General features: G+C 35.5%; 13 protein-coding genes and 1 pseudogene. 3 read left to right on the plus strand and 11 right to left on the minus strand.

All coding sequences use genetic code 11. The features are described from left to right. Positions 1 to 16: 16 nt before the first annotated feature. Positions 17 to 1,513 (minus strand): leucyl aminopeptidase, encoded by a 1,497-nt coding sequence (locus TEPIDINF_RS05965; RefSeq protein WP_421691534.1) that lies wholly within the window; start codon positions 1,511 to 1,513, stop codon positions 17 to 19. 194 nt (positions 1,514 to 1,707) lie between these two features. On the opposite strand from TEPIDINF_RS05965, the gene TEPIDINF_RS05970 reads away from it, so the two are divergent. Continuing rightward, complete coding sequence (locus TEPIDINF_RS05970) at positions 1,708 to 2,337, plus strand: YktB family protein (RefSeq protein WP_069798543.1); 630 nt, start codon at positions 1,708 to 1,710, stop codon at positions 2,335 to 2,337. Positions 2,338 to 2,391: 54 nt separating this feature from the next. On the opposite strand, the gene TEPIDINF_RS05975 is transcribed toward TEPIDINF_RS05970, so the two are convergent. Further along, a complete protein-coding gene (locus TEPIDINF_RS05975) occupies positions 2,392 to 3,408 on the minus strand; it encodes an NAD(P)H-dependent flavin oxidoreductase (protein ID WP_421692147.1) in 1,017 nt (338 codons plus the stop codon). 171 nt (positions 3,409 to 3,579) lie between these two features. On the opposite strand from TEPIDINF_RS05975, the gene TEPIDINF_RS05980 reads away from it, so the two are divergent. Continuing rightward, positions 3,580 to 5,058 (plus strand): aminotransferase class I/II-fold pyridoxal phosphate-dependent enzyme, encoded by a 1,479-nt coding sequence (locus tag TEPIDINF_RS05980; protein ID WP_068724759.1) that lies wholly within the window; start codon positions 3,580 to 3,582, stop codon positions 5,056 to 5,058. A 74-nt stretch (positions 5,059 to 5,132) separates the two neighbouring features. Here the strand turns inward: TEPIDINF_RS05980 and TEPIDINF_RS05985 are convergent, their stop codons facing one another. The 3 genes from TEPIDINF_RS05985 to TEPIDINF_RS05995 all read right to left on the minus strand — a co-directional run bounded on the left by TEPIDINF_RS05985 (position 5,133) and on the right by TEPIDINF_RS05995 (position 6,715). Beyond that, positions 5,133 to 5,252 carry a GapA-binding peptide SR1P gene (locus TEPIDINF_RS05985; RefSeq protein WP_153012017.1) on the minus strand — a complete coding sequence of 40 codons (120 nt, stop codon included), beginning with the start codon at positions 5,250 to 5,252 and terminating at the stop codon, positions 5,133 to 5,135. A gap of 187 nt (positions 5,253 to 5,439) precedes the next feature. Continuing rightward, on the minus strand, positions 5,440 to 6,246 hold the full coding sequence (locus TEPIDINF_RS05990; protein ID WP_421691535.1) for an alpha/beta hydrolase: 807 nt from the start codon (positions 6,244 to 6,246) through the stop codon (positions 5,440 to 5,442). Between the two features lie 40 nt (positions 6,247 to 6,286). Then, positions 6,287 to 6,715, minus strand: a complete 429-nt coding sequence (locus tag TEPIDINF_RS05995; RefSeq protein ID WP_421691536.1) for a hypothetical protein — start codon at positions 6,713 to 6,715, stop codon at positions 6,287 to 6,289. Between the two features lie 214 nt (positions 6,716 to 6,929). Here TEPIDINF_RS05995 and TEPIDINF_RS06000 point away from each other — a divergent pair, with 214 nt between their 5' ends. Further along, a complete protein-coding gene (locus tag TEPIDINF_RS06000) occupies positions 6,930 to 7,355 on the plus strand; it encodes a DUF1885 family protein (RefSeq protein ID WP_068724765.1) in 426 nt (141 codons plus the stop codon). A gap of 32 nt (positions 7,356 to 7,387) precedes the next feature. Here the strand turns inward: TEPIDINF_RS06000 and TEPIDINF_RS06005 are convergent, their stop codons facing one another. From TEPIDINF_RS06005 to TEPIDINF_RS06030, 6 genes and pseudogenes are all read right to left on the minus strand, one after another. Then, positions 7,388 to 7,714 carry a YolD-like family protein gene (locus tag TEPIDINF_RS06005; protein WP_069798535.1) on the minus strand — a complete coding sequence of 109 codons (327 nt, stop codon included), beginning with the start codon at positions 7,712 to 7,714 and terminating at the stop codon, positions 7,388 to 7,390. Then, positions 7,711 to 8,948, minus strand: a pseudogene (locus tag TEPIDINF_RS06010) (DNA polymerase IV). The gene TEPIDINF_RS06005 and the pseudogene TEPIDINF_RS06010 overlap by 4 nt, the downstream one beginning before the upstream one ends. A 173-nt stretch (positions 8,949 to 9,121) precedes the next feature. Further along, positions 9,122 to 9,433, minus strand: a complete 312-nt coding sequence (locus TEPIDINF_RS06015; RefSeq protein WP_069798531.1) for a DUF1292 domain-containing protein — start codon at positions 9,431 to 9,433, stop codon at positions 9,122 to 9,124. A gap of 99 nt (positions 9,434 to 9,532) precedes the next feature. Continuing rightward, positions 9,533 to 10,012 carry a hypothetical protein gene (locus tag TEPIDINF_RS06020; protein WP_421691537.1) on the minus strand — a complete coding sequence of 160 codons (480 nt, stop codon included), beginning with the start codon at positions 10,010 to 10,012 and terminating at the stop codon, positions 9,533 to 9,535. Positions 10,013 to 10,071: 59 nt separating this feature from the next. Continuing rightward, positions 10,072 to 11,862: a KamA family radical SAM protein gene (locus TEPIDINF_RS06025; RefSeq protein ID WP_084818758.1), complete on the minus strand. Its 1,791-nt coding sequence runs from the start codon at positions 11,860 to 11,862 to the stop codon at positions 10,072 to 10,074. A gap of 115 nt (positions 11,863 to 11,977) precedes the next feature. Next, positions 11,978 to 12,799 (minus strand): M23 family metallopeptidase, encoded by an 822-nt coding sequence (locus TEPIDINF_RS06030; RefSeq protein WP_421691538.1) that lies wholly within the window; start codon positions 12,797 to 12,799, stop codon positions 11,978 to 11,980. Positions 12,800 to 12,853: the final 54 nt, after the last annotated feature.

Genomic DNA, 12,853 nt, shown 5'->3' on the forward strand with positions numbered 1-12,853 from the left:
CAATTCTTGCTCTTTTTTAATTACCACCAAAGCGAATGGCTAAAGCAATTAAGCTTCTAGTCATCGCCCCAGTTGCCCCTTTGATATTTACCCCTTTTGTTTCAGATAACCAAGAAGTTCCTGCTATATCTAAATGAGCCCAAGGTGTATCCCCTGCAAATGCCTTTAAAAACATTGCACCCTGAATCGCTCCTGCACCAAAACCAGCATCATTTTTTAAATCAGCAATTTCACTTTCAACTAATTCTTCATAATCATCATCAATTGGAAGCTCCCATACCTTTTCACCAGATAGATTTGCAGCAGTTTTTACTTCTTTTGCCCAATCAGGGTCATTTGAGAATATTCCAGTCATATGATGGCCTAATGCAGAGATGACTGATCCCGTTAATGTGGCCACATCTACAATTTTAGTAACCCCTAAGTGTTTAGCATAGGAAATTGCATCAGCTAAAATTAAACGGCCTTCCGCATCTGTATGTTTAATCTCAACTGTTTTTCCAGAAAAGGTTTCTACAATGTCCCCAGGATGAATCGCATGACCAGAAACCATGTTTTCACAAGCTGGAATAACTGCAATTATATTAGCATGCGGCTCCAAACTACCGATGGCATTCATAGCCCCAAGTACTGCTGCTGCTCCAGTCATATCCCCTTTCATTTCATCCATATCTTTATCAGGTTTAATTTGAATACCACCAGAATCAAAGGTAATTCCTTTTCCTACAAATCCAATAACATCCTTATATTCTGGTGCTCCAAAATATTTCATCACAATCAATTTCGGTTCTTCATCGCTTCCTTTAGAAACGGCTAAAAATGCACCCATATTTAATTCTTCAATTTGTTTTTTATCTAAAATATTAATTTCTAAACGATGCTTTTTTGCTACCTCTTTTGCTTTATCAGCTAATAGTGAAGGTGTCATTTTATTCGCTGGAGTATTGCCTAAATCTCTTGCTAAATTTTGAGATTCTGCAAAAATAATTCCTCGTTCTACCCCAGCTTCTACTGCTTTTACAGATATCCCATCAACAGTGACAAGGATTCGTTCTATTTTTTGTTGTGTTTTTTCTTTTGTTTTGTAATTAAACGTATAGGTACCTAACTGAATCGCTTCAACAACTGCTTGCCCTAAATCAACTGGATTCCATATCGCTTTATATTTTTGACTTACGACTACAGCTAATTCTCTTACACCGATCGATTGGGCTTTTCTTGCTGCGATAGCATAAGCATTTCTTGCTCGATCAATCGTTAGTTTTTCTTCTTTACCAAGACCTAAAACAAGTACTCTTTTTGCCGGTATTTTCCCCCAAGTATGCAATAAAGTGACTTCTCCATAGGTTCCTTTAATCTCTTTTTCTGCAATTAATTGAGAGATTCGATGATCCATTTGCTCATCTACTTGTTGTGCTAAACCTAATAACATGTCCTTATCTTCGGTGTGCGTCAAAATGATACAATCTGAAGCTAATGTTATGATTGATTCTGTACTCACTTTAAATTGCATGAAAGGCACCTCCACATTGGTTTCTTACTCCCATTTTCTATTATATCAATTTTAGATATCCATTTAAAACGTTTTCTTTCATATAATTGTCACAATGATTTAGCAAACGTTAGAAAATACTTCAATTGCACCTGATTTTTTGAATGAATAGGAAGTATATGGTATATTTATTATAATTGAAAGGAGAGTATGCTATGAATTTTGTTGGATTTTCAAATCTAGATTTTGATGTATTTCAAATAGATGGATTAGAGCCGCGAATGGAAGGAATTAAGCAATATATCCGCCCGAAGCTTGAATTAATTGGTCAGGAAATGGCTCCTTACTTAAGTGTATTAACAGGCCAAGAAATGTTTTATCATGTAGCCAAACACGCAAGAAGAACTAAAAATCCTCCAAATGATACCTGGGTTGCGTTTGCTCCAAGCAAACGGGGATACAAAGCCTTCCCTCATTTTCAAGTTGGCCTTTGGTCTACACATCTATTTATCTGGTTTGCTTTAATCTATGAAGCTCCGTACAAGAAAGAGTTTGGAGAAAATCTTGTAAACCATTTAACAGAAATTTTTTCTTCTATTCCCTCTGAGTTTGCTTGGTCGATGGATCATACAAAACCAGAAGTTCTTCCTCATAAAGACCTGACTAAGGAAGAACTATTCCAAATGGCAGAGAAGTTGAAAAAGGTTAAAAAAGCTGAGCTTTTATGTGGCATTACTATTGATCGTAATGATCCAATTTTAACAAATAAAGAACAACTCTTTCAAAAAATTGAAAATACCTTTGAAACCTTAATGCCACTTTATCAACTAGCGACAAAGGCTTAGTCTTAATCATAGAAAGGCATGTACGATGGAGGTCGTTGCAATATACATTTCTCTTTAAAAGATACTCTTCCACTTTTCACTGATTTCTTCTGCTTCTCCAACAATTCGGTGGAAGAGTTCCTGTACGGTTGGAACGTCTCGGATAAGCCCCATTACCTGTCCAGCCCATGCAAAACCTCTTTCCATATCCCCTTGATAAATAGCCACCTTATTATTTTCACCACCAATCAATGGTCGCAATTGTTCAAATGTAGCCCCTTGGTGTTCTAGTTCAAGAACCTTTTCCGTTGTTGGATTAAGGATTGCCCTAGCTGGAGCGCCAAGTGTTCTTTTAACCACAATCGTATCCATCTCTGTTTTTTCTACCAATGTTTTCTTATAATTTTCATGTGCCAATACACACTCTTTTGTTGCAATAAAACGAGTTCCCATTTCTATTCCTTCTGCCCCTAAAGCGAAAGCAGCCATCATCCCTCGGCCATCACCAATTCCTCCACTTGCGATAACTGGAATTTTCACTGCGTCTACAACTTTTGGAATGAGAACAAAAGTACCTAAATCATCTTTACCAATATGGCCGCCTCCTTCTTGTCCAACTGCCATGATGGCATCCATTCCTAATGCTTCAGCTTTCATTGCTTGTTTTACAGTGGATACCAAAGAGATCTTCTTGATCGGTAAACCTTTTAGTCTTTCCAATACAGGCAGTGGATTCCCTCCTGTAATCGTGATTACTGGAACTTGCTCTGCAATTGCAACTTCTAGATAATCTTTCCATTTATCACCATATAAACTTATCGCAAAATTAACAGCAAATGGCTTAGATGTAAGCATCTTTACCTTTTTGATTTCTTCACGCAAATGTTCTGGGGTAGGTAAGGTAACTGCTGTAATTTGCCCAAGTCCTCCCGCATTTGACACGGCCGAAGCCAAGTTAGCATCTGCGAGATAAGCCAATCCTCCCTGAATAATGGGATAATCGATTTCTAATAACTCAGTAATTCTTGTCTTCATTTCTAACCTCCTAAAAATAGTAATGATAGCGCTTTCACAAATAAGTAAATGATACATATCCATTTATTTTCTACTATTATGTACGAAATCCTTCAAATATTTTTTTCTTGAATGAAAAAAATCATATTTTTGCCTATTGCAACTCAAAATAATCATGTTATACTCTATTTGTTTGTTTAATGATTATGATAATGTGGAAAAAATATAATAAGGAAAGGGTGATAAGGGTTGAATCGTCAAGAAAATACACCCTTGTTTAGTGCATTGTTAGAGCATGCCAAAAAGAATCCCATACAATTTCACATACCCGGACATAAAAAAGGGCAAGGAATGGACGAAAAATTCAAAGAATTTATAGGTACCAATGCTTTATCCATTGACTTAATCAATATTGCACCTCTTGATGATTTACATCATCCTCATGGCATTATTAAAGAGGCTCAAGAGCTTGCTGCTGAAGCTTTTGGTGCTGATTATACATTCTTTTCAGTTCAAGGTACAAGTGGGGCTATTATGGCAATGATTATGTCAGTTGTAGGCCCTAGCGATAAAATCATTGTACCAAGAAACGTTCATAAATCGATTCTTTCCGCTATTATTTTTGCAGGTGCAACACCCATATTTATTCATCCTGAAATGGATCCTAAAGTAGGTATTGCCCATGGGATAACTCCTAAATCTGTTAAAAAAGCCTTAGAACAACATCCAGATGCAAAAGCAGTACTGGTGATCAATCCTACCTACTTTGGAGTTGCTGGTAACTTGGAAGAAATTGTACGAATTGTCCATGAATATGAAATCGCTGTTCTTGTTGATGAAGCCCATGGAGTACATATTCACTTTCATGATCAACTTCCCTTATCAGCAATGCAAGCAGGGGCTGATATGGCGGCTACTAGTGTTCATAAATTAGGTGGCTCTTTAACTCAAAGTTCTATTTTGAATGTAAAGGAAGGGTTGGTTAATCCTCATCATGTCCAATCTGTCATGAGTATGCTTACCACCACCTCTACTTCTTATATTCTTTTAGCTTCCTTAGATGCGGCTCGGAGAAATCTTGCAATCAATGGGCGTATGTTTTTAGAACAAGCAATTGAACTATCCCAATACGCAAGAAGAAGCGTGAATGAAATACCTGGACTATATAGCCCTGGAGATGATATATTGGGGACTGACGCAACTTATGATTATGACCCAACGAAGTTATTGATCAGTGTAAAAGACCTTGGTGTAACAGGCTATGAAGTAGAAAAGTGGTTAAGAAAGGAATATAATATCGAGGTTGAATTAAGCGACTTGTATAATATTCTATGTTTAATTACTCCTGGAGATACTTATCAGGACGTAGATCTATTGATTACGGCACTTCAACGATTATCAAAAGAACATATTCATCTGGGTAAACAAAATCATGTAGAGGTTCGTTTACCAAAAATTCCATCACTTGCACTCTCTCCTAGAGACGCATTTTATTCTGATACAGATGTCGTCTTACTAGATGATTCGGTAGGCCATGTCATTGCTGAATTCGTTATGGTTTATCCTCCTGGTATTCCTATTCTCTTACCTGGTGAAATCATTACCCAAGATAATATAGATTATATTAAATATAACCTTGCTGCAGGATTACCTGTTCAAGGACCTGAAGATGAAACGATCGGAACCTTAAAGGTCATTAAGGCAAGAAAAGCGATTCCTATCTATTAAAATAGCAAAGATAAAAAAAAGCAAAAATGAAGCCTATGATCTAAAATTCATAGGCCTTTTTCATGTTTTTAATTTTATTCCTTATCATGCTTGTGAGAACTACAATCTTCGCAAATTCCAAATAATACTTCTGATTTCTCTGACTGAATTGGTGCAATGATTTGGTCACATTCTTTACATACTAATGTACCCATTTTCTTACCCCCATCCTTTTGGTGTAACCGCTTTAATATTATGTTATTATTATTTTAATATGTTATACTTTTTATGTCAATTGAACAAATAAATTATTTTAATTATCTATATCATCTAATTAGTAGGACATAAAAAGCCCTATGGGTTTTAAAATTGTCCCATAGAGCAATTTAATGAAAATATAGCTCACTCTATTTTTTTTGACATCCAGTCTGTAATCAATTGAAGATAGATCTCTTTTTCTGGTTCATTCAAGATTTCATGATAAAGACCATCAATCAGGTGAAATTGGACTTGTTCTTTAGAAAAACCCTCCACAAATTCTTTAGCTTTTTGTGGATCGACTAATTGATCCTCTCCCGCTTGCAAATAAAGTAACGGAATCCCTGAACGAGAGATTTGATCCTTTTTTTTCCAAACGAGTTCAATTGCTTTTTGAAATGCAAGAAACCAAGCAATACTTACTTTATTATAAACGAGTGGATCTTCTGCATATGCTTTAACCACCTTTGGATCACGACTCACTTGACTTGCTGTAATGCCACTCTTTAATCTCATCGTTGGCCATACCTTTACTAAATTCTCGGCAAGGATACGTTGCCACTTTGGTACTTCTATACCAATGCTCACCGCAGGAGATGTTACGATCACTCCTTTAAGTGCTTGGCTATCCTTTAACTCTTCTAAATACCTTAATACAATGAGTCCGCCCATACTATGGCCTAATAAAAAGGTTGGTTTTTCAGGCCAATTTTTTTTAATATATTGAAACCATTGATCTATTTTATGTAAATAATTAGCAAAATCCTGAATATGTCCACGTTTTTCTTTAGATCGTCCCAAACCAGGAAGATCCCCACCTACCATAGAAATATGATGTTTATTTAACCAGACTGCCACATGCCGATATCTACCAATATGTTCGCCTGAACCATGAACCACTAATAAAATGGCTTTTGCATCGTTAACCAAGTACGTTTGCATTGTATCCATGCTTGATTCCCCCATCCATTTACTTATGCAAAAAAGTCCCTTATACAATAGGGACTTGATTTAATATATTTTGTATATATTTAATAAAGCAGATTTCCTCTTGGTCTACATATTGAGTTGTTTTAATTAATAGTTCTCCTACAAGATGATGTCCATGGTAAAAAGGAATAAAGATTAATTGTCCCGATGGTTCAAATTCACAGGAGATTTCGCCACGGGCTGCAACATTACTTAACATTCCTTCTCCAAAAGGAATCGCTTCTAAGTTCATTCCTTCAACATTGCCTTCATGTTTATAGTATTGAAAAGAGGTTTCATCAGTTAGGTACATCAAAATTGTTTTGTAATGAGGAATATAAGCCTTTAAAACTTGAATTACCCTATCATAACATTCATTTTTACTCTTAGCATCTTGCAAAATAAGGCCTAACTCACATCTCACCGTTTCTAGCAGATCAGCCTTTCCCATGTGATTTCCTCCAAAACATTTTTAATTGTCTGCTTTTTTTTATTTTACCATATTCTTATAACCTTAACAAATTTTCTTCACCAATAATATGTAGCAGTTTATTTTTTTATCCTACATCAATTTTTCTTTTTTTTGGCTATTTTATTGTCAACCCTATGCCCTAATGCTAAAATATAACTAGTATGTTAAATATGGAATTGGGAGTGGACTAAAGTTGGGAAAAAGTGCGTATGTTAAACTAGTCAATGGTTCAGTACAGCAAGAGATCACAATAGATCAAGTTAAGGAATTATTAAATAAGTACATTGAAAATACTGGAAAATTAGCTGAACAATTAGATTGGGAGTATCATGAATCTGCTTTTCCATACACCATCCAAGAAAAAGCTGAAGGGGATACGAAATACCTTTACTTAAAAGCAAAAGATGAGCTCTATAATTATCTCATTATCGGTGTTGGATCTGAGGAAGTAGATGGTCATACCACCCAGTTTATCCAAGTTGTATTACCTGATGAAGACTATCGTACCCCTGGGGATCAGGCAAAAGGAAATGAGTTTTCCAAATACCTTGCTAAGAAGTTAAAAGCTGAATTACATCTATTTAATGGCCGTGTTCTTTATTATAACCCTCGTAAATAGTGGTAGTAAGAGTGTTCAATTCGAACGCTCTTTTATTTTAGAGCTATATCTATCATGTCCTCTAATTTGATCCATGAATACTCCTGTTCATCTCCCAATTGTAATCTTCGTAACAAAGGATCAATCCCTAATACCTTTCCGGTGATCCTTTTTTCATGATAGGGATCAAACAAAGTAATGATGACTTCTAGATCATTCACCATCGCTTCAGAAATGATTTGCACCATTTGTTCCTTTTGTTGCTCATCCAATAGTGGCTTTTGTTTTTTGTTGATATCTCTCAACCTTTTATTCAACAATTGTCGATGTTCTGTTAGCATCATACGGCTACCTGTCCATAATAAATTTCCTCTATTCATGCTTCATGCCCTCCTATTTTTGTAGCTCGATCAAATAATAAGCCTGAAGACAATAAAGAAGAAGCTCGAAAAATCGCTGTTTTTCCATAACGCTCGCGAATCTCATCCATTGTTTTCCCTAATTGTAACTTCTTAATAGGATGACTAAATAAATCAAGCTGAATTTCCCGATCATCCTCTAGTTGATCCAGACTTAGCCCTATACTTCTTACTGGTTGCCGATCCCAAAAATGTTCAAGCAACTGTAAACTAGCTTGATAAACTTCTATGGTATCACTGGTTGCAAAAGGAATGGTAGTTTGGCGATGAAATCCTGTAGGATGATTAAAATCTGCTCCTCGAAGTGAAAGACTAATCGTCCTACCTCTTTTATGAAGAGCTCTTACCCGCCTGCATACTTCATCTGCTAATTCCAACAAAACGACCTGTATATCCTCTTTATAGATATAATCTCGTGGTAAAGTAATGCTATTACCTACCCCTTTTTGCAATTCTGTAGAATCATTTTTTACTGGTGAGTAGTCAATACCATGGGCACTTAACCATAAAATATGACCGTTGACACCCCATCTTTTTTTCATTTCCTCAAGTGGCCTTTTGGCTAAGTCCCCTATGGTATAAATTCCTATTTATATAAATTTCTTTTCATTCTTGAACCGACTCCAAACAACTCATCAACAGCTAAAGAAGCCGTTTTTTTCATATAATTGGTACTATTTAATTCAAAAATTCCTTCAAGATTTTTCTTGGCAAATCGATCACATGCCATCTTTGCTTGGATTTTATTTTCACCAATTCCTACCCTTGCCCTGACACCTACTTCGTCCCAGATTCGTTTTTGAATCATTTTTGCCATATGCTGAGGGGACCCAAACAAGCTTTGGCTTGCTGTTACATCCATAAATTGCTCGTCGATAGAAAAAGGCTCAACTTGATCAGTAAATTCATACAAAATTTCCGTAATTTGAAGAGATGCTTCAATATATTTCCCCATATGTGGCCTTACAAATTGAGCCTGTGGACAAACACTTTTCACTTCCCAAAGAGGCATTGCTGTTTTTACTCCTGCCTTTTTGGCCAAAGGATTTGCAGCTAAAGTAATTCCATGCCTTTTTTCCGGATCTCCACAAACCACAACAGGCTTTCCGACTAATTCAGGGTTGGAGGCTATTTCAACAGAGGCATAAAAGCTTTCCATATCCACTAAAAAAATAACCCTTTTCTTTTTATCCATTATGTTACACCTCCAATATACCCACAAAAGTGATTAAAAGGAACTAATGTTCTTATTTTATTATACCTCAATCCTTCGTTTTTTAGAACATATATTCCTTTTATTTATTTTTAATTTATTCTATAGCAAAAACCCTCCACATTGGAGAGTTTCTCCAGTGTAGAGGGTTTCTTTTAGTCTTCTTGAATTAACTGTTCGTAGACAGATAATACTTTTTCCCATTCTTCGTCATCTTCAATATCTACAAGAAATTCTTCGCCATTTTCTTCTTGAACTTTTAAGATGACCCCTTCTTGATCATCATCGGCATCAGCAGAAACTAAAACGACATATTCTTGAGATTCTACTTCAAACCAAGTAACAATGTCAAATTCTTTTTCTTGTCCATTTTCATCAACTAATACCACTTTATGCTCATGGTCGTGATCGTGGTTATGATGGTGGTCATGGTGATGATGGTTATGGTTGTGATCGTGTTCACTCATCTAAATCAATCCTCTTTTCTTATCAATTAGCTGTTTAATCGTATCATTACAAATAACAACAGTCAAGGAAAAACTTTCAAAACTAAAATTTCTAAGAAATTAGCCTCTTTTCATATAGCATAACTGTATTTTTTGTAATTCAACAATTTCAGCCTTTTTCATATAAAGTTGATACTTAGCAGCTAAATAAGTGGCTTCATTAAAGGTCTTGCGAGGGTGGCAGACAACTCCTTCAGTTGAAAAGGGGTTATCAAACAAAACTTGCCATTCTCCATCCCTTTGCTCTTTAGGAATTTCCATGAAATACCCTACTTTTACATCATAAATCTTTGCTAAGTCTTGCCATGTATTTTCCCAAGAAGGACTAATAACACTCAAATTCGGGAAAAGTTCACTCCCCCATTGTAACCATTTTTTTATTTGATCAAACTCTAATTCGTCCATATTTTTTAGTTTTTCATAAAAATCTTGAATCAATTGATTCATGGCAGTAAAACCAACTGCCTCTAATTTGTTTTTAAATTCTATTTTTTCTTCTTCTAGTGAAAGTTGAGTAAATTGTTCAAACCATTTGTTCATCCATCAACATCCTTCCAGTATCATTTACAGTCACAACAAATACCATTATACTATTGTTTTTAGTAATAATACCAGATGGATTGATAATCCTTAAGGTTTTCCCCTTTATGGGCTAATTGTTGAAGAAAAGTAAAAATAGGAACATCTCGATATAGAAATGACCTTTTGTTGAATAAATTGACGTCTGAAGGATAAAATTCATATACTCTTGAACCATCGCCTAGGATCATAATCAGTTCATGCTCTTGGGAAGCTTTTAAGTAGTTTTTTCCCATTCCTGGTATATCAAATACCGCCTCATCGGAACGATCGATTCCTGGCGCCAAACGGGACTCTTCGTTTTGTTCTTGGATCATCCGTGCAATAGGTACTCTTTCTTCAGGAATATCCTTTTTAGCATTAAAGGAATAATAAGGATCCACTCCAATTAGACGCAATTGCTTTCTTAATGCAGACATTTCAAACCTTCTAGCATTCTCTACCGTATAAATGGATTGATTACAAACCTGAACTCCAGTTTTTCTTAATTTTTGGATAGCTTTCATCGCTTCAAGCGTAACCTCATAAGGATGTTCAAAATGGGTCATTAAAGAGATTTCTCTTCTACCTGAAATTTGATATGAGCTTAGAAGATGTACTAGTGAGTCTGTAATCCTCATAGGTAAAATCATTGGAATTCTTGTCGATACGCGAATCCGCTGTATATGAGAAATATCCGCCAGACGGGATAAGATCTCTTCTATCATTGGGTCATCATAGATCATAATATCCCCTGAAATCAAAACTTCAGTCACACCTGGATGACGATTAAACCAGCGAATGGCTCGATCTATTTTATCCAATTCTACTTGATCTTGCCTCCATAGAGCATGATTGATCGCCCAGCTTCGCTCACAATATAAGCAATACCTTACCTTTTGGCGGATCGGTTTAAAAATAGCAATCATAGGATAACCCCTTGTGATTGAAATTTCTGTAGGTATTTGCCGAGTTTGAGATAATGACATGTTCATATGGTGTTTTTTTACCTCTACTAAGCGTTGAATATATCGGAGTGGAGGGAAGGCTTGTGCACGTATCGCATGATCATATTTGCTTTCTGGATCATTTAAATCCAATAAAGATAAGAAAAAAGGAGTAATCCCAAAAGGAAGTTGGTGATGATTTGCTAAATCAATCGCCTCTTTTTCCTCTTCAGTCAGAGAAATGAACTTTTCTAATTCTTTTCGGTCTCTTATCACGTTTTGGCATTGCCATTTCCAATGATCCCATTCTTTATTAGTAATTTTGTAGCTTGATTTTATCGATTCTCGGTTTTCAATCCTTTGCAGGATAATCGAATTATCTAACCCACTTGGATATCGGCTCATCCAATCATTTACTTCCTTAGATAGATGATCTAACAGACTCCATTCAGGCATCTTAGACATAGGTTTTTCTTCTTGAAGTTGTTCTAATCCTGTGGTTCCCTTTAAAGCCCTAAACAAAAATAAAATTTCATAGGCAAATCCCAAACCTACCTCATGGTAATCTTGGTTTAAACATTTTTTTAAGTTCTTAAGTACTGAGAAATGTGTAATCGCCTCATGGCGTGGAGAAAACAAGTTTTTCAAAACGCGTAAAGCTTGTTGAGATTGATAACGTTGTAAAGCATTCATATGACAAGATTGTAGACAATGAATTTCGAAATGATAAAAGTATTGATAAATCTTTTCACGTAATTCATCATCATCCTTAGATTTCATAATAATTTCACAAAATCCAGGATTTTCCTTTTTTATTAAATCAATAACTTCCTCAATTTTTTCTATTTCCACCATTACATCTGCTTTATCAATATGAAAAATCACGATTACTCCCCCTCACCCATTACAAACCCTAAAACAAAGATGATAAGATAATATATTAAATTGTACCAAATCCAAGAGCAAAAAAGGTAAGAAACAAAAAAAATTCAATAAATTGTTAGAAAAAGATCGCTTTTAAAACTTGCCTTATTTGCCTTTTGTCTAAATTTTCCCAAAATAGGTGGTTATAAATCAAAATATCTGTATGAAGGTGCAGTCCCCGATCATTTCCAAAGACACCATCACTTGTACCAGAATTACCAACATAGCCTAAGACTTCTCCTGTTTTTATCCCTTTTCCAAGGACTACATTTTTAGAAATAGCACTTAAATGGGCATAACGAACAAGTACTCCTTTTGGATATTGCACCCAAACTGTTCTTCCTCTTAAACGATCTAAAATATATTCAGGTGTTTGGTTAGAACTCTTTGCAATATTTAGTAGTTCTGTCCTTTCTTTTTTGGTTAATTCAACGAAATCACGATCAACTCTCACTACAATTCCATCAGCCATAGATAAAACAGGCGTCGTCTGATTTATCGTTATTCCAGTTACTCCAGTATACCAATCAATTCCCTCATGAAATCCGTTTCGATAACTTCTTAAAGCACCAGGCAAATGGGAATCACGTGTACTAACCTTTGCTCCTTTTAATGGTGATGAGAGAAAATCTAAATAAGAAATAAGCTCATCACTTGACATCTCAGAAAAATGTTGCTCAAATTCACGCTTTTCCCATTCAAAAATTTGACTAAGTAAAGAAAGAGTAAGCTTTCCATCAAATGGGTATGAGAAAGATAGACCGGCAGTGGAATTGGGTATTTGCACTTCATCAGTCGATTTTTTTTCATACTTCACCTTATTTTGTTGGAGCCAGAAATACTGACCTGATAGAACGATGATAAGGGCAAGTGCTACTAAGAACAAATGTCTTTTCACAATAGTAAACTCCTATCTTTTTATTTTATCTAAAAAGAAAAGCCGTCTAACAAC

It is taken from the genome of Tepidibacillus infernus, assembly GCF_048898065.1.
Lineage (GTDB): Bacteria > Bacillota > Bacilli > Tepidibacillales > Tepidibacillaceae > Tepidibacillus_B > Tepidibacillus_B infernus.

Coding starts and splice junctions, on each gene's coding strand:
- TEPIDINF_RS05970 (WP_069798543.1), top strand. CDS start 1,708: ATGAATTTTGTTGGATTTTCAAATCTAGATTTTGATGTATTTCAAATA.
- TEPIDINF_RS05965 (WP_421691534.1), bottom strand. CDS start 1,513: ATGCAATTTAAAGTGAGTACAGAATCAATCATAACATTAGCTTCAGAT.
- TEPIDINF_RS05975 (WP_421692147.1), bottom strand. CDS start 3,408: ATGTATCATTTACTTATTTGTGAAAGCGCTATCATTACTATTTTTAGG.
- TEPIDINF_RS06005 (WP_069798535.1), bottom strand. CDS start 7,714: ATGAATAGAGGAAATTTATTATGGACAGGTAGCCGTATGATGCTAACA.
- TEPIDINF_RS06015 (WP_069798531.1), bottom strand. CDS start 9,433: ATGAGTGAACACGATCACAACCATAACCATCATCACCATGACCACCAT.
- TEPIDINF_RS05985 (WP_153012017.1), bottom strand. CDS start 5,252: ATGGGTACATTAGTATGTAAAGAATGTGACCAAATCATTGCACCAATT.
- TEPIDINF_RS06020 (WP_421691537.1), bottom strand. CDS start 10,012: ATGAACAAATGGTTTGAACAATTTACTCAACTTTCACTAGAAGAAGAA.
- TEPIDINF_RS05995 (WP_421691536.1), bottom strand. CDS start 6,715: ATGGGAAAGGCTGATCTGCTAGAAACGGTGAGATGTGAGTTAGGCCTT.
- TEPIDINF_RS05990 (WP_421691535.1), bottom strand. CDS start 6,246: ATGGATACAATGCAAACGTACTTGGTTAACGATGCAAAAGCCATTTTA.